The following is a 17,186-nucleotide window of genomic DNA, read 5'->3' as shown; positions in this document are numbered from 1 at the left end:
GCAATCAATATATACTTGCATAACGCAAGCATATTAAAGTTGGCTTTACTTTTCCTGGGGGCTTCCCGTCATGACCGTGCAGACCACCACCGCGCAAGACCTGGTGGAGGAGGTGTTCCTCTTCGGTCGTACCCTGCGCAACCTGCTGGGCAACGCCGACGAATCCGGGCTGCCGCCCGCATTGCTGGGCGTCCTGCACGTTCTCGCGGGTTCCGCGCCGTGCAGGCAGAACGAGCTCGCCGTGAACCTGTGCGTCAGTCAGTCGTCGCTAAGCAGGCAGATCGCCGACCTCGTCGACGCGGGTCTCGTCGAACGCCGCACCGACCCGGCCGACGGTCGGGCCTCGTTGGTGCAGTTGTCCGACGCCGGAGTCCGGTTCCTCGCCGACAACAGGGAACTGCGAGCCGCCCGTCTCCGGCGGATGCTCGCGGACTGGAGCCAGGGCGAGGCCGAAGACGCATTGGCTGCCCTTCGGCACCTCAAACTGACCTTCTCGTCACCGGCTCGGACCCCCGTGACCGGCGCCACCGCACCACTCAAAGGGGGATTTCGCGCATGACCACCACCGAATCCACCGTCGGGCACCACGCCCCGCCGGAGCAGCTGATGACACACCGGGAGATCCTCGAGGTGCTCGCCGGACTGCTCGCCGCACTGTTCACGGCGTTGATCAGTTCGACCATCGTGTCCACGGCGCTGCCGACGATCATCGGTGACCTCAACGGCAGCCAGACCCAGTACGCGTGGGTGATCACCACCTCGCTGCTCGCCACCGCGGCGTCCACGCCGATCTGGGGCAAGCTTTCGGATCTCTACAACAAGAAGTTGCTGGTCCAGTCCTCGATCGTCATCTTCGTCATCGGGTCCGTCATTGCCGGCCTGTCGTCGACGGTGCCGATCCTCCTCGGTGCCCGGGTGATCCAGGGCATCGGCATGGGTGGTCTGACCGCGCTGGTCGTCGCCATCATCGGAACGATCATCCCGCCGCGCGATCGCGGTCGGTACTCGGGCTACATGGGTGCCGTCATGGCGGTGTCGATGGCGGGTGGGCCGGTGCTCGGCGGTGTGATCGCGGACAGCCTCGGCTGGCGCTGGTGCTTCTTCGTGTGCGTGCCGCTCGCTGTCATCGCCCTGTTCCTGCTGCAGAAGACGCTGCACATCGACACCACGCGTGTCGAGGGCGTGAAGATCGACTGGCTCGGTGCCACCCTGCTGACCGCGGGCGTGTCCGTGCTGCTCATCTGGGTGTCCTTCGCAGGCAAGGCCACCTACTACGACTGGATCTCCACCGAGTCCGCACTGATGGTCGGTGCCGGCCTGCTGCTGCTGATCGCCACCGTCGTAGTGGAGAGCAAGGCGTCGTCGCCGATCATCCCGCTCAAGATCGTCGTCGAGCGGACCACCGCCCTCGCGATCATCGCGTCGGTGGCTGTCGGCATCGGTCTGTTCGGTGCCACCACCTTCCTCACCCAGTACTTCCAGACCGCGCGTGGCTTCTCGCCGACGGAAGCGGGCCTCCTGACCATTCCGATGGTGCTCGGCATGCTCACCGGCTCCGTGGTGTCGGGTCTGCTGATCACCCGGTTCGGTAAATGGAAGGGATTTGTCGTCGCGGGTGCCACGCTGCAGGTGATCGGCTTCGCGTTGCTCTCGACCGTCGATCACGAGACCGCGATCCCGGTGATCGGGCTGATGATCGCGCTGCTCGGCCTCGGCACCGGCATGTTGATGCAGAACGTGGTGCTCGCGGTGCAGAACACGGTGAGCGTCCACAACGTCGGCGCGGCGTCGAGCGTGGTCGCGTTCTTCCGCACGTTCGGCGGCGCGATCGGTGTCTCGGTGCTCGGTTCGGTCCTGGCCACCCGGGTCACGGAGCTGACGGCCGCCGGCTTCGCGAAGCTCGGCATCGACTCGCACACCCCGGGCGGCGGCGGGAACCTCAATCTCGCCGCCCTTCCCGAGCCGGTGCGTGAGGTGATCCGGGCCTCCTACGGCGACGCGACGGGCCGGATCTTCCTGATCGCCGCCGTCGTCTCCGTGGTCACCCTGATCGCCGTGAGCCTGCTGCCGAACAAGGCGTTGCGCACCACGATCGACCTGAAGCCGTCCGAGGCGGATCAGGAATACGCCAAGGTGTAGGCGCACACGAAAGGCCCGGTCCCACACCAGGGGCCGGGCCTTTCGCATGTTCAGGACTTGCGGTTGTACAGCCGCATCGTGATCGGCCCGAAGACGATCACGAAGCCGGCGCACCAGGCCAGCACGACGCCCAGTTGCGCGGCGTTCACGTCACCGGCCATCAGCCCGCGGATCGCGGTGACCAGATGACTGATCGGGTTCACGTTCACGAACGACTGCAGCCAGCCCGGCATCGTCGACGGGTCGACGAAGATGTTGGACGCGAAGGTGAGCGGGAACAGGATGAACATCGACACGCCCATCACCGCCTGCTCGGTGCGCATCAACATCGCGAACATCGTCCAGACCCACGACATCGAGAACGAGAACAGCAGCAGCAACGCCACGGAGGCGACCACACCGACGACTCCGCCCGCGGGCCGGAACCCGAGGATGAGGCCGAGCACCATCACGATCACCGACGCGATCGTGTAGCGGACGAGATCGCCGAGCAGCGCGCCCACCAGCGGGGCCGGCCGCCAGATCGGCAGCGACCGGAACCGGTCGAAGACGCCCTTCTCGATGTCCTTGTTCAACGTCAGCCCGGTGTACATCGTGATCATCACGACCGTCTGCACCAGGATGCCGGGGATCAGGAACTGCACGTACGCCTCGGTCGAGCCGGCCAGCGCGCCGCCGAACAGGTACGTGAACATCAGCGTGAACATGATCGGGAACATGGTCACGTCGAACAGTTGCTCGGGGACGTGCTTGATCTTCAGCAGGGCCCGCCACCCGAAGGACAGCGACGCCGCCACCGCGCCGGAGCGCTTCGGCCGGGGTCCGTCGAGGGCAAGGGCGGCGCTCACCGCGGCGGCGGGTGAGGTGGTGACTGTGGTGGTCGTCATGCCGGGGTTTCCTCGAGGTCGGAGTCGGCGGGCCGGCCGGTCAGAGCGAGGAACACCTCGTCGAGGCTCGGCTGCCCGAGGGCGAAGGTGGTGACCGTGATCCCGGCTTCGTTCAGCGCGGGCAGGGCGCGGGCGACGCGCTCGCTGTCGTCGATGCGGGCGGTCAGTGCGGCGGGATCGGATTCAACGGTGACGTCGACGCCGAGCGCCGCCCTGAGCACGTCGGCGGCGTCGGCGCGTCGGCTCGGGTCCGCGACCCGCACGTGCAGGGCACCGGACCCCACGGACGCCTTCAACTCGCCGGTGGTGCCCTCGGCGATGACGCGCCCGTGGTCGATCACCGCCACCCGGTCCGCCAACTGGTCGGCCTCGTCGAGGTACTGCGTGGTCAGCAACACGGTGGTGCCGCCCGCGACGAGTGCGCGCACGATCTCCCAGACCTGGTTACGGCTGCGGGGATCGAGACCTGTGGTCGGTTCGTCCAGGAAGATCAGTTCCGGGGTGACGAGGATCGAGGCGGCGATGTCGAGTCGGCGCCGCATGCCGCCGGAGTAGTTCTTCACCTGTCTGCCGCCCGCCTCCGACAGTTCGAACGCGGCCAGCAGCTGGTCGGCGCGGGCGCGGGCGGCGGATCGGGAGAAGCCGTACAGGCGGGAGAGCAGGACGAGGTTCTCGGTGCCGGTCAGGTCCTCGTCGAGCGATGCGAACTGCCCGGTCAGGGCGACCTTGCTGCGGACGGTGTCGGCCTCGCGGACCACGTCGTGTCCGAGGACCCGGGCGGTCCCGCCGTCGATGTCGAGGAGGGTGGCCAGCATGCGGATGGTGGTCGTCTTGCCTGCACCGTTCGGGCCGAGTACGCCGTAGACGCCGCCGCGGGGAACGGCGAGGTCGACGCCGTCGACCGCGACGTTGCTGCCGAAGCGTTTGACGAGTCCCTTGGTGTCGATCGCGAGGTCGGACATGGGGTTCAGACTGTCCGATTTCGGCGGACCGGGCAACGCAATTACCGAATGACGGCGTCGCCCGGCGCGGTGTCTCCTTGCACGGAAATGCCGCGAATCGCCGAATCGAGCTGCGCATACGCGCCGGTCACCAGCCGGTTCAGGATGGACAGTTTCAGGGTCGGCGCGGCATCGGTGAGCTTCGCGAATCGGCCGGGGCCCATCACCGCGATGCGGGCCGGTGTGTCGGCACGGACGTCGTTGAGGAAGGTGCGGCCGGTCAACGTGGGAATCTCCCCGAACGTCATGCCGGGAGCGAGCGTGGAGATCCTTTTCCCGGTGCCGTTCGGTCCGGCGACCACGGTGCTGATCCGTCCGGACAGGATCAGCGCGATCCCGATGCCCTCGTCGCCGCGGTGGACGATGGTGTGCCCGCCGGGCACGTCGACGAAATCGAGTTCGGCTCGCACCAGCTCGAGCTGGTGCTCGTCGAGGTCTGCGAGCAGCGGATGGTCCGTGAGCTCGATGGACTCGGGGATACGGCCCGCGGCGCAGTGCCGGTCCAGCACCACGGTCTCCGCCCATTCCAGAGCGCTGTCGAGGTCGACGAAGACCCGGCCCTGTCCGGACGGGTCGAGGCTGGAAGCGGTGTTCCCGAGGTGGCTGTCGGGATCGACGAAGGCGCAGGGCAGGCCTCGGGCATCGAGGTCGGTGCGCATCTCGGTGAGCATGCGGCGCGCGACGTCACCGACCTCGTCGACGCGACGAAGGTCGACGACCAGGGCCTCCAGGTCCTGTACGCGCTCACTGATGGCCCGGACCGCGGACTCGGCGCCCGCGAACAGCAGGTCCCCGTGCAGTTCGTAGATGCGCGTCCGGTGACCGACTCGATCGAGTGTCGCCCGCTCGGCATCGGTGCGACGCTGCCGCGACGGCGCCTCCGCGACGGTGTAGCTGGACCGGATCGCCGACCGGGCCGCGCGGGTGACGTGCAGGAAGTGCAGTTCGAGAGACCTCGACAACTCGCGGCACGCCTGGACCCCGCGCACGCTGTTGCCGTGCGAGTCCAGACGGGGGGAGTGCACCGCGATCCCGATCTGGCCCGGCAGTACCGCGAGCACGCCGCCTCCCACCCCGCTCTTCGCGGGTAGCCCGACCTGGGTGATCCACTCGCCGGCCGCGTCGTACATGCCGCAGGACGTCATCACCGAGAGCACCTGCTCGACGTGGGCGGGGGACAGGGCGACGCGGCCGGTCCGCGGGTGGGTGCCGTTGTTCGCCAGGGTCGCCGCGATCAACGCGAGGTCGCGGCAGGTGACGTTGATCGAACACTGCCGGAAGTACAGGTCGACCGCCTCGTCGGGATCATCGGCGATGATGCCGAACGAACGCAGCATGTGGCCGATCGCCCGGTTTCGGTGCCCGGTTCGTGCCTCCGACGTGTAGACGGCCTCGTCGACTGTCAGCTCCCGCCCCGCGTATGCCGAGTAGCACCGGCGGATCCGCTCGAACCGCGCGGCCGGGCCGGCACCGGCGATCAGGGACGCGGCGGTGATCGCACCCGCATTGATCATCGGGTTGCGGGGCCGTTCGGTGACGGGGTCGAGGCTGATCTCGTTGAAGGGCTCTCCGGACGGTTCGACGTCGATCTTGGCGGCGACGGAGTCCGGGCCGTTGTCGGCGAGGGCGAGTCCGTAGGTGAGTGGTTTGGAGATCGACTGGATGGTGAACTCGACGTTCGACGCTCCCACCTCGTAGACGTGGCCGTCGGTGGTGGCCACACACAGTGAGAACGTGTCCGGCGGTACCTCGGCCAGCTCGGGGATGTAGTCGGCGAGGGCGCCGGCCCGGTTGCCCAGACACCGCTCGTACACCTCGCCGATGATCGTGTCCACGACAGTGCGCATGCCGACCAGGTTGTCACTCGCGGCCGCGCCGTGCAGGTTGAGCCCGTCCCGGGCCGTGCAGGTCGAGCCCGTCCGGGGCGGCGCGCGCTGTGAGGTGACTCACCGCGGAAGGCATAATGGACCAGGCAGCGCGGCCGCACGACAGCGTCCGACGGTATGCCTGGCGGTGTTCGGATACCGGGCTCCGTAGACTGACCGGGTCGACCGGTGGTCGGTCGGCGGGTTGTTGTGCAGTACTGCGGAGGGAGCGATCTCGTTGGGTGTTCTTTCTCGAGTTCAGACGCCCGGTGATCTTCGTGGTCTGACCCTCGCCGAGATGCGTGAGCTCGCCGCCGAGGTGCGCGAGTTCCTGGTGCAGAAGGTGTCCGCGACGGGCGGGCACCTGGGACCGAACCTCGGCGTGGTCGAGCTGACCCTCGCGGTGCACCGGGTCTTCGACTCGCCGAAGGACGCGGTGCTCTTCGACACCGGCCACCAGGCGTACGTGCACAAGATCGTGACGGGTCGCCGGGACGGGTTCGACTCGCTCCGCAAGCAGGGTGGTCTGTCGGGTTACCCGTGCCGGGCGGAGTCCGAACACGACTGGGTCGAGTCCTCCCATGCGTCGGCGGCGCTGTCGTACGCGGACGGGCTGGCGAAGGCGTTCGCGCTCACCGGGCAGGACCGGCACGTCGTTGCCGTCGTCGGTGACGGTGCGCTGACCGGTGGCATGTGCTGGGAGGCCCTGAACAACATCGCCGCGGGCAGGGACCGCTCGGTGGTCATCGTGATCAACGACAACGGCCGCTCGTACGCGCCGACCATCGGTGGCCTCGCCGACCATCTCGCGGCGCTGCGGCTGCAGCCCGGCTACGAGAAGGTCCTCGACAACAGCCGGCGAATTGTCAAGAAGATGCCGTGGATCGGCCGCGCCGCCTACCAGTTCCTGCACGGCATGAAGGCCGGAATCAAGGACATCGTCAGCCCGCAGGTGATGTTCACCGATCTCGGGATCAAGTACCTGGGCCCGGTGGACGGCCACGATCAGGCGGCGATGGAGTCGGCGCTGCGGCGGGCCAAGGACTTCGGCGGCCCGGTGCTCGTGCACGCCGTCACCCGCAAGGGCATGGGATATGCGCCGGCCGAGAACCACAAGGCCGACCAGATGCACGCGACCGGAGTCATCGATCCCCGGACGGGTCGCTCGACCAGCGCCCCGGTCCAGGACTGGACTTCGGTGTTCTCCGACGAGCTGATCGCCCAGGCGCGGACACGCGAGGACGTCGTCGCGATCACCGCTGCGATGCCCGGCCCGACCGGCCTGGCCGCGTTCGGCGAGGCGTTCCCGAACCGGATGTTCGACGTCGGGATCGCCGAACAGCACGCGGTCACGTCCGCTGCGGGCCTGGCTCTCGGTGGCCTGCACCCGGTGGTCGCCGTGTACTCGACCTTCCTCAACCGCGCCTTCGACCAGTTGCTGATGGACGCCGCACTGCTCAAGCAGCCGGTCACGCTGGTCCTCGACCGCGCCGGCGTCACCGGCCCCGACGGCGCCAGCCACAACGGCATGTGGGACTTCTCGCTGCTGGGGATCGTGCCGGGCATGCGGGCGGCCGCGCCGCGGGACGCCGCCACCCTGCGGGAGGAGCTCGGTGAGGCACTCGCGGTCTCGGACGGCCCGACGGCCGTGCGGTTCCCGAAGGGCGCGGTCGGCGACGACATCCCGGCGCTCGAGCGGATCGACGGGGTCGACGTGCTGGCGATGCCACCATCGCGGCGCGAGGACGTGTCACCGCAGCGGCGCGGCGACGTGCTGATCGTGGCGGTGGGCTGCTTCGCCGCGATGGCGCTGGAGACCGCGAACAGACTGGCGCAGCAGGGCATCTCGGCCGCGGTCGTCGACCCCCGGTGGGTGTTGCCGGTGCCGCGTCCGGTCGTCGAGATGGGCCGCGACTTCTCGATGGTCGTCACCGTCGAGGACAGCGGTGTGCACGGAGGCATCGGTTCGGCGGTCTCCGCTGCGTTGCGGGCCGCGGGCATCGACACCCCCGCGCGCGACGTCGGCGTTCCGCAGCGGTTCCTCGACCACGCCTCGCGGGACCAGGTGCTCGCCGAGGTCGGCCTGACCGCTCAGGACCTCGCCCGCCAGATCACCGGCTGGGTGGCCGGGCTCCGGTCCGAGGAGGACGCGCCGGCCGCCCCGAACGCCGCGGACAGCGACATCGTCACCCCGAAGCCGTGACCGGGTGTGCCGGGGCCGCGTGACGGCCCCGGCGCCGGGCCTCAGCCGGCGGCTTCGAGTGTGCGGCCGCGGGTTTCGGTCACGAGCTTCCACACCACGAAGAACGAGATCGCGGCCATCACCGCGTAGGCGCCGTAGGTGAGCGAGAGGTTCCAGTCGGCCAGGGCCGGGAACGTCGCGGAGACCAGGAAGTTCGCCACCCAGTTGGACGCGGTCGCGATGCCGACGGCCGCCGCGCGTACCCGGTTCGGGAACATCTCGCTGATCAGCACCCACACCACGGGGCCCCAGGAGAAGGCGAAGAAGAACACGAACGCGTTGGCCGCGATCAGCGCGACGGTGCCGGCGGTGCCTTCGAGGGTGGCGACCGACTCGCCGATGTCGTTGGTGGTGACCGTTGCCGAGCTGAAGCAGATCGCGGCGGTCGCCAGGGAGACGGCCATGCCGACCGAACCGATCAGCAGCAGCGGCTTTCGCCCGATCCTGTCGATCACGGCGATCGCGACGAAGGTGCCGACGATGTTGACCAGTGCACTGACGACGCTGATCAGCAGCGACCGGTCCTCACCGAAACCGACCGCCTCCCACAGGGTTGCCGAGTAGTAGAAGATCACGTTGATGCCGACGAACTGTTGCAGCGCGGCGAGCGCGATGCCGACCCACACCAGCGGCGCGACACCAAGCGGCTTCGAGAACAGTTGGCGCAGTGTGGTCTTGGTGCGGTGCTCGCTGAGCGAGGCGCGGATCTCGCCGATCCGGGCGGTGACGACATCGTCCCCGCCACCTTCCAGATTCGCGAGGATCTTCCGCGCCGCGTCCTCGCGTCCGCGCAGCACCAGGAACCGGGGCGACTCGGGGATGGTGAAGCTCATCAGCAGGTAGAGCAGGGCGGGTACCGCTTCGAGGGCCAGCATCCACTGCCACGCCTCGATGCCGGCCAGGTGTTCCCGGGCCCCGCCGGCGGCCTGGTTGAGTGCGTAGTTGACGAGCTGCGAGATCGCGATGCCGAGCACGATGGCCAGCTGGTACATCGACCCGAGCCGGCCGCGGATCGCCGCGGGGGCGATCTCCGCGATGTACGCCGGTGCGATCACGGATGCGAAGCCGACCGCCACACCACCGACCACTCGCCACGCGGTCAGGTCGTAGATGCTGAAGGGGAACGCCGAGCCGAGCGCGCCGACGAGGAAGAGGATCGCCGCCAGCTGCATGACCTTGATCCGGCCGAGCCGGTCGGCGATGTCGCCGGCGATCCAGGCGCCGAGTGCGGCGCCGAGCAGTGTCAGCGAGACGGTCAGACCCGTTCCGCCGGCACCGATGTCGTATTTGTCGCGGATCGCGCCGACCGCGCCGTTGATCACGGCGGTGTCGTAGCCGAAGAGGAATCCGCCCAGTGCCGCCGTGGCGGCGATCATCAGCGCGTGCCCGACGGCGGCCCTCGCGGCCCCGGATCCCGTGCCGCCGAAGGCGGTGTCGCTCGTTGCCATGTCAGCCCCCAGACTCTCGGCCTGAATGCCTCCGGGCCGACGCGCCGTTGCGTCGTGACACACCCGCAGCATTCTGACGCTACTGCGAATCCGGCTCGTGCGCGCGGTGGCCACGCGACTGCGCCCCGGGGCCGAGGCTCCCGGGGCGCAGTCGCGGATCGACGTGTCGCGAAATCAGCCGATGTTGGCGGACAGGTCGGGAATCATCCGGTTGACCTGGTCCTCCCAGTTCTTCCAGTTGTGTACGCCGGTGGCGGGGTAGTCGTAGTGGGCGTTCGCGCCACCGAGGGTCGACATCCGGACCTCGAACGCGCGGGTGTTGGCCAGCGCCAACGCCTCGAGGGGCACCGACTGCACGATGCCGAGGGCGTCGCTCACGTCGCCCGCGCCGGGGACGCCGCTGCCGGAGGCGATCCACAGCCGGGTGTTGTTCACCTTCAGCATCGGCGCGAAGACGAAGGGGTCCATCCGCAGCCACTGCGGTCCCCATGGGGGCGCCATCGCGTCGATGTTGAAGCCGCCGGCCGAGATCATCGCGGCGCGCAGCGCCTCCCGCATGCCCGGAGCGGAGTTGTTGAGGAACCCGGAGTACGACCCGGCGAAGCTGAACTGCTGCGGGTGGTACGCGGCCAGGGTCAGGGCCGCGCTGCCGCCCATCGAGAGACCGAACACACCGTTGCGGTTCGAGCTGAAGCCCAGCCGGGAACCCAGTGCGTCGGGAAGCTGCTGCGTGAGGAAGGTCTCCCACCGGTACGTGTTGGCCTTGCCGTCGACGTTGCCTCCGGCATCCGAGCTGCCCAGCGCCGACGACCCGCCCGAGCTGCCGGTGGAGGACCCGAGATCGCCCGGGCCCCATGTGCTCGGCGCGTTCCAGTCCGCGTAGAAGCTGGACTGGCCGCCGACCGGCATCACGACGTTGATGTTCGCCGCGGTCAGGGCCCGTGCGACGTTGGTTTCGATCTCCCAGCCGTTGAGATCGTCGCGGGCCCGCATGCCGTCGAGGGCGTACACCACGCGATCGGTGTTGCCGTTGGCCGCGCGGAAGATGCGTGACTTGATGTCCCCCATGTCGGATCTGACCCAGAAGTCGAAACCGAAGTTCGGGTCGTATGCCGCGTTCGCGGTGCCCACGGGACCTGCTACCGACGCCCCGAGCGGTAGCACGATCGCCATGGACACCAACACCGAGCGTTTGAGCCAGGACCCGGCTCTTCCGCCCTTCACTTGTCTGACTCGCATCCCTTTACTGGCCTTTCGTCCGTGCGGCCGTGCACAGCCGCAGGTTCACGGGTTCGTGCACTGTATCGCGGTGTGCGCGCGGTGAAGGCCGGACGACACGATCGTGATGCAATCGGTGACAGGGCCCATTGCAGTTCGCCGCCACGCCGATGCGGGGAAGATCGCAGGTCGCAGGTGTGCCCGGGAGAGCGTGCATGCACCGGCGGGCGCGGCACGGGAGACACCCGTCGCCGCGCCCGCCGATGCGGTCTCGCGCTGCCGGTCAGACGCTGGCAACACCCTCGGCCAGGAACCGCTTGCCGTTGACGGCCTCGGAGGTGCCGGTGCGGTCCAGGTACGGGGTGATGCCGCCGTTCCAGAAGCCGAAGCCGCCACCGAGGATCAGGCACAGGTCGATGTCCTCGGGGGCCGCGACGACGCCTTCGTCGAGCATGATCGCGATCTCCTCGGCGAACGCGCGCCGGGTGCGCTCGAGGACTTCCTCCGCGGTGGACGGCTTGTCGCCCTGCGGCCACAGTGCGGCGACCTCGGGGTCGACGACCTGTCCCTCCGGACCGTAGGTCCACACGCCGGGCTTGCGGGCCTCGACGAGGGCCTCGAGCCCGGGGGAGGACTTGAACCGGTCGGGGTACGCGGCCTGCAGGGTCTCGCCGGTGTGCAGCGCGACGGCCGGTCCGACGAGGGCGAGCAGGGTGAACGGGCTCATCGGCATACCGAGTTCGGCGACCGCGTTGTCCGCGACCTCGAACGGGGTGCCCTCGTCGACGGCGGTCATGACCTCGCCGAGGGTGCGGGTGACGAGCCGGTTGAACACGAACCCGGGCTTGTCGGCGCACAGCACCGCGGACTTGCGCAGCGTCTTGGCGGTCGCGAACGCGGTTGCGAGGGTGGCGTCATCGGTCTTCTCACCCTTGATGACCTCGAGCAGCGGCAGCACCGCGACCGGGTTGAAGAAGTGGAAGCCCACGACCCGCTCCGGGTGCTTCAGGTCCGAGGCCATCTCGGTGATGGACAGCGAGGAGGTGTTGGTCGCCAGGACGGTCTCGGGGGCCACGTGCTCCTCGAGTTCGGCGAACACCTTCTTCTTGACGTCCATGTTCTCGAAGACGGCCTCGATGACGAAGTCGGTCTTCGCGAACGCGGCCTTGTCCAGCGAGCCGGAGACGAGCGCCTTGAGGCGGTTCGCGGCGTCGGGGGACAGCCGGCCCTTGCCCTGGAGCTTGTCGATCTCGGCGTGCACGTAGCCGACGCCCTTGTCGATGCGCTCCTGGTCGATGTCGGTGAGGATCACCGGCACCTTGAGCTGCTTGACGAACAGCATCGCGAGCTGGCTGGCCATGAGGCCGGCGCCGACGATGCCGACCCCGGAGATCTTGCGGGCCAGGGACTTGTCCGGTGCTCCGGCCGGCCGCTTGGCGCGGGAGTTGACGAGGTTGAACGCGTACAGGCCGGCGCGCAGTTCGTCGGTCATGAGCAGGTCCGCCAGGGCCTCGTCCTCGGCCGCGAAACCGGCGTCGAGGGTCGCCGGGTCGGTGAGGTCGATGGACCGGGCGGCGTCGAGCAGTGCGACGGTGCGCACGGCGCCGGGGGCGTTGTTCTTGGTCTTGCCGGCGACGATCGCCTGCGCGCGGGCGATGGCCTCGTCCCAGCCGGCGCCGCGGTCGATCTCGGGGCGGGCGGGGACGATCTCTCCGGCGAGGACCTTCGCCGCCCAGGCGAGGGACTGTTCGAGGAAGTCGGCGGAACCGAGCACGACGTCGGCGAGTCCGAGCTTGGCGGCCTGGGCCGCATTGATCGTCTTGCCGTTGTTCAGCGGGTTCTCGACTGCGATGGTCACGGCGTTCGCGGGCCCGACGACGTTCGGCAGCAGCTGGGTTCCGCCCCATCCGGGGACCAGGCCGAGCATGGCCTCGGGCAGGCCGAGGGCGGGCACGTTGTCGGCGTAGGTGCGGTAGTGGCAGTGCAGGCCGACCTCGAGGCCGCCGCCGAGCGCGAGGCCGTTCACGAACCCGAAGGTCGGGACGGTGGACTCGCGCAGCCGGCGGAACACCTTGTGGCCCAGACGGCCGAGTTCGAGGCCCTGCTCGCGGGAGCTGATCGACGGGACGCCCTTGAGGTCGGCACCGGCGGCGAAGATGAACGGCTTGCCGGTGACGGCGATGGCGGCCGGGTTGGCGGCGAACGCCTCGTCGAGCGCGGCGTCGAACGCGAGCAGGCCGCGCGGGCCGAAGGAGTTCGGCTTGGTGTGGTCGAAGCCGTTGTCGAGGGTGATCAGCGCGACGGGGCCCTCGATGCCGGGGACCGAGACCAGCTTGGTGTAGGCGTTGGTCACGACCTCGTCGGCGAAAGCGCTTGTGATGTCGGTCATTTACTTGGCTCCCGCCTGGTAATCAGCGTGGTTGGGGTTCTCCCAGATGACGGTTCCGCCCATGCCGAGGCCGATGCACATGGTGGTCAGGCCGTAGCGGACGTCGGGGTTCTGCGCGAACTGACGCGAGAGCTGCGTCATCAGGCGCACACCCGAGGATGCGAGCGGGTGGCCGCATGCGATGGCGCCGCCCCACTGGTTGACGCGCGGGTCGTCGTCGGCGATGCCGAAGTGCTCGAGGAACGCGAGCACCTGCACGGCGAACGCCTCGTTGATCTCGAACAGGCCGATGTCCTCGATCTTCAGGCCAGTGCGGGCGAGCAGCTTCTCGGTCGCCGGGACCGGGCCGATGCCCATCACGGCGGGATCGACGCCCTGGAACGCGAAGCCGACCATCCGCATGCCGACCGGCAGGCCGAGCTCGGCGGCGGTGTCCTCGCCGGCGAGGATGCAGGCGGTGGCGCCGTCGTTCAGTCCCGCGGCGTTACCGGCGGTGATCCGGCCCGCGGGGCGGAACGGGGTCTTGAGCGCGGCGAGGTCCTCGATCGTGGTTCCGGGACGCGGCGGCTCGTCCTCGGTGGCCAGGCCCCAGCCGTTCGCGGCCCGGGTGGCGACCGGCGTCAGGGTGTCGGCGATGAAGCCGGCCTTCTTCGCGGCGTCGTACTTGTTCTGTGAGGCAACCGCGTAGGCGTCGGTGCGCTCCTTGGTGATCGACGGGAACCGGTCGTGCAGGTTCTCGGCGGTGTTGCCCATCACCAGGGCGGATGGGTCGACAAGCTTGTCGGTCATGAACCGCGGGTTCGGGTCGGCGCCCTCACCCATCGGGTGGCGGCCCATGTGCTCGACGCCGCCGGCGATGACGACGTCGTACTGGCCGAAGCCGATGCCGGACGCGGTGGTGGTGACGGCGGTCATCGCGCCCGCGCACATGCGGTCGATCGCGAAGCCGGGCACGGTCTCGGGCAGGCCCGCGAGGATGGCGGAGGTGCGGCCGATGGTCAGGCCCTGGTCGCCGGTCTGCGTGGTGGCGGCGACGGCCACCTCGTCGACGCGCTCGGGCGGCAGCTGCGGATTGCGGCGCAGCAGCTCACGGATCGCCTTGACGACCAGGTCGTCGGCGCGGGTCTCGGCGTAGATGCCCTTGGCCCCGGCCTTGCCGAACGGGGTGCGGATGCCGTCGACGAAGACGACGCCCCGCCCCTGCGAAGTGGATGGAGACACGCTGATTCCTCCTGGTGGAGACTGCTCACCGCCAAGGTCCGGGGTGAGGCTCGGGTTGCCCTCGTAGCGAGTCGTCCCGCATTCGCTACCGGTCAGTAACTTACCCTACGTCAATACCGCGGGTACCGACACTGGGGAGGTGTCGGGGTGGTGTCCCACTGCTCGCGCGGGCGCCGGCCGGTTGCGGTTGGGCCGTTCACTCGTGATTCGCCTCGCTACCGCTGGGTAAGGTTGCTCGTCGAGCATCGGTTCGACGAGGGGAAGGTGGCGCAGTGGTGTTCACCAGATACGTCGCGATCGGCGACAGCCAGAGCGAGGGGCTGAACGACGGCGACGACGACGGCGGCTACCGCGGCTGGGCGGATCGGCTGGCCGAACGGATCGCCGTGGTCGAGCCGGACGTCCGCTACGCGAACCTCGCGATCCGAGGCCGGTTGGCCCGGCAGGTGCGGGAGGAGCAGCTCGCACCCGCCCTGGCGATGCAGCCGGACCTGGCATCCGTCGTGGCCGGCGTGAACGACCTGCTGCGCCCGAAGTTCGATCCCGCCGCGGTCGCCGCGGAACTGGAGATGGCGTACTCGGCGCTGAGCGCCGCCGGCGCACGCGTGCTCACCATGGCGTTCCCGACGCTCGGCGCCGGAATGCCGGGCGGCGGCGCGATCATGGCGCGGATCTCGGCGTTGAACACACAGATCCGGGCGGCGGCCGGCCGCCACGGCGTCGTGGTTGTCGACCTCGAGGCGTACCCGGTGTCCACGGATCCGCGGCTGTGGAGCTGGGACAGGCTGCACCTCAACGAGGTCGGACACGACCGGCTGTCCGCCGCCGCGGCAAGCGCGCTCGGCCTCCCCGGTGCCGATCTGAGCTGGCAGGAGGACCTGGGGCCGTTGCCGCCGAGGGCGCTGCCCGACCGGGTGCGCGGCGACGTCGAGTGGGCCGTGCGATTCCTCGGTCCGTGGCTCGGGCGGCGCCTGCGCGGCACCTCCTCTGGAGCGGGCCGGACAGCGAAACGGCCGCAGCTGACGCCGGTGCGGTGAATCCGGGCGGTGCCGCCCGGGTCAGTTGGCCGAGTACCGGTACTCGAGCACCGGCTCACGAGCGAGCACGTCCCCGCGTTCCGTGATCGTCAGCGCGGTCGGGTCGAGGGCGTACTTCACCGACCGGTTGGTGACCGTGAAGCCGTCGTCGGTCGCCTTGGGGTCGTCCAGTTCGATCTCCGACCCGTCGTGGTCGCGTCGGCCCATGTAGTAGTAGCGCCCCGCGTCGGTCCGGCAGACCACGATCGTGGACTCGTCCGTCCGCGCCACCACGACCGCCGGGTTGGTGCGGTTGCAGCGCGGACCGCTGCCGTCGGTGAATCCCTGCGCGTCCGCACCGTCGACGTGGCCGACGAAGTCCATCGGCGCGCCCGCGGCCTCCGACGACTTGGCCGCCTGACCGGGCGGCACCTTCTTGGTGGTGGTGGTGGCCTTCGTGGTCGTCGCCGGTGCCGGGACGAGGACCGTCTCGGTGTGTGTCGGCGCGGCGGTGGTCGTGACCGGCGCCGGCGGCGCCGAACTCGCGGTGACCGACGATGCCGACGCGGCGTCCGGACCGCGGTCACCGAGCAGCCATGCGGTGGCTCCGGCCGCCGCGAGGGCGGCGACCGCCGCACCGGCCGCAACCGGAACCAGGAGTCGGCGAGGACGAGTCGGGGTTGCAGTCGCCGGCGCGACGGTCGTCATGGTCGGTGCGACGGCCGTCCCGGCCGGCGTGACAGTGGTCACGGTCGGCGCGACGGTCGTCGGGGGCACCGGCGTCGACAGATGGGTTGTCGGCGTCGGCACCGCGACGGTGGCGGGGGCACCGCCGATCAGCGCGGTGTTTGCGGCAGCGGCCAGAGCGCCCGACGACGGGAACCGATCCGTGGGGTTCTTCGCCATCGCCCGCGCGATCACCGCGTCGAGGGCGGGCGGCAGGTCCGGGCGCACCGCCGTGACCCGAGGCGCGGGCAGGTTCAGGTGCGCGTGCACGAGATGGGCAGTGTCGGATCCGGGAAACGGCAGCTGCCCCGTCAGCAGGTGGTACAGCGTGCACCCGAGTGCGTACTGGTCGCTGCGCCCGTCCAGCGTACGGCCCTCGAGTTGTTCCGGCGACGCGTACTGAAGGCTCGCAACGACCGTGCCGGTGCGGGTCAGGGCGGTGGCCTCGAGGCTCTTCGCGATCCCGAAGTCGGCCAGCAGAGCTCGCTCCGGGTCGCCGGGCCGAGGCGAGGTCAACAGGATGTTCGCCGGCTTGACGTCGCGGTGCAGCACCCCGTGCGTGTGGGCGTGGTCCAGGGCGCGGGCGATGTCCGCGACGATCGCGACCGCGCGCGCGGCGGGCATCGGCCCCCGGCGCAGTGGCGTCGCCGCATCGGTGCCGTCCACGTACTGCATCGAGATCCACAGCTGCTCGTCTCCACCACGCGGGTCGCGTTCCGCTCCACCACGCGGGTCGCGTTCCGCTCCACCACGCGGGTCGCGTTCCGCTCCACCACGCGGGTCGCGTTCCGCTCCACGGTCGTAGACGGTGACGATGTTCGGGTGGTCGAGCCGCGCCGTGTGATCGGCCTCGCGCAGGAAACGGTCCCGGCCCTCCGGGTCGCGGGTCAGCGCGGGGTCGGGGAGTTTCAGCGCGACCAGACGCGGCAGGCTCGGATGCGCCGCCAGGTACACGCTGCCCATGCCGCCGGAGCCGAGTCGCCGCTCGATCCGGTACCCGGCGAACACACTGCCCGGCTGTAGTTCTCGCGCGC

General features: G+C 69.5%; 12 protein-coding genes. 4 read left to right on the top strand and 8 right to left on the bottom strand.

Going from position 1 to position 17,186, the window contains the following annotated elements; all coding sequences use genetic code 11:
• The first annotated feature begins 70 nt into the window (after positions 1-70).
• Together ACWEPG_RS16780 and ACWEPG_RS16775 are read left to right on the top strand one after the other, a co-directional pair.
• A complete protein-coding gene (locus ACWEPG_RS16780; RefSeq protein WP_450115930.1) occupies positions 71-559 on the top strand; it encodes a MarR family winged helix-turn-helix transcriptional regulator in 489 nt (162 codons plus the stop codon).
• Complete coding sequence (locus ACWEPG_RS16775; RefSeq protein ID WP_452594827.1) at positions 556-2,139, top strand: MDR family MFS transporter; 1,584 nt, start codon at positions 556-558, stop codon at positions 2,137-2,139. Before ACWEPG_RS16780 ends, ACWEPG_RS16775 begins: the two co-directional genes overlap by 4 nt.
• A 50-nt stretch (positions 2,140-2,189) precedes the next feature.
• Here ACWEPG_RS16775 and ACWEPG_RS16770 read toward each other — a convergent pair whose 3' ends face one another.
• From ACWEPG_RS16770 to glsA, 3 genes are read right to left on the bottom strand one after another with little or no spacing between them, the layout of a single operon-like run.
• Positions 2,190-3,026, bottom strand: coding sequence for an ABC transporter permease (locus ACWEPG_RS16770; RefSeq protein WP_450115932.1), 837 nt, complete (start codon positions 3,024-3,026; stop codon positions 2,190-2,192).
• Positions 3,023-3,988, bottom strand: coding sequence for an ATP-binding cassette domain-containing protein (locus tag ACWEPG_RS16765; protein ID WP_450115933.1), 966 nt, complete (start codon positions 3,986-3,988; stop codon positions 3,023-3,025). The genes ACWEPG_RS16770 and ACWEPG_RS16765 overlap by 4 nt, the downstream gene beginning before the upstream one ends.
• A 41-nt stretch (positions 3,989-4,029) precedes the next feature.
• The gene (glsA, locus tag ACWEPG_RS16760) at positions 4,030-5,874 is read right to left on the bottom strand and encodes a glutaminase A (RefSeq protein ID WP_452594826.1); all 1,845 of its coding nucleotides are present in this window, start codon (positions 5,872-5,874) and stop codon (positions 4,030-4,032) included.
• Positions 5,875-6,130: 256 nt separating this feature from the next.
• Between glsA and dxs the strand changes: the two genes are divergently transcribed.
• A complete protein-coding gene (gene dxs, locus ACWEPG_RS16755) occupies positions 6,131-8,095 on the top strand; it encodes a 1-deoxy-D-xylulose-5-phosphate synthase (RefSeq protein ID WP_452594825.1) in 1,965 nt (654 codons plus the stop codon).
• A gap of 41 nt (positions 8,096-8,136) precedes the next feature.
• Here dxs and ACWEPG_RS16750 read toward each other — a convergent pair whose 3' ends face one another.
• From ACWEPG_RS16750 to ACWEPG_RS16735, 4 genes are all read right to left on the bottom strand, one after another.
• The gene (locus ACWEPG_RS16750; RefSeq protein ID WP_450115936.1) at positions 8,137-9,582 is read right to left on the bottom strand and encodes a sugar porter family MFS transporter; all 1,446 of its coding nucleotides are present in this window, start codon (positions 9,580-9,582) and stop codon (positions 8,137-8,139) included.
• 174 nt (positions 9,583-9,756) lie between these two features.
• Entirely contained in the window at positions 9,757-10,821 is a 1,065-nt protein-coding gene (locus ACWEPG_RS16745) for an alpha/beta hydrolase (protein WP_450115937.1), read from the bottom strand.
• A gap of 262 nt (positions 10,822-11,083) precedes the next feature.
• Positions 11,084-13,189, bottom strand: a complete 2,106-nt coding sequence (locus ACWEPG_RS16740; protein WP_450115938.1) for a 3-hydroxyacyl-CoA dehydrogenase NAD-binding domain-containing protein — start codon at positions 13,187-13,189, stop codon at positions 11,084-11,086.
• Entirely contained in the window at positions 13,190-14,410 is a 1,221-nt protein-coding gene (locus ACWEPG_RS16735) for a thiolase family protein (RefSeq protein WP_450115939.1), read from the bottom strand. It abuts the gene before it with no gap.
• 275 nt (positions 14,411-14,685) lie between these two features.
• Here ACWEPG_RS16735 and ACWEPG_RS16730 point away from each other — a divergent pair, with 275 nt between their 5' ends.
• A complete protein-coding gene (locus tag ACWEPG_RS16730; RefSeq protein ID WP_450115969.1) occupies positions 14,686-15,447 on the top strand; it encodes an SGNH/GDSL hydrolase family protein in 762 nt (253 codons plus the stop codon).
• Between the two features lie 21 nt (positions 15,448-15,468).
• On the opposite strand, the gene ACWEPG_RS16725 is transcribed toward ACWEPG_RS16730, so the two are convergent.
• Positions 15,469-17,160, bottom strand: coding sequence for a serine/threonine-protein kinase (locus ACWEPG_RS16725; RefSeq protein ID WP_450115940.1), 1,692 nt, complete (start codon positions 17,158-17,160; stop codon positions 15,469-15,471).
• Between the last annotated feature and the right edge of the window lie 26 nt (positions 17,161-17,186).

It is taken from the genome of Rhodococcus sp. NPDC004095 (assembly GCF_053604015.1).
Note: the sequence above shows the minus strand (reverse complement) of the source record. Positions and strands in the feature narration are given on the sequence as shown.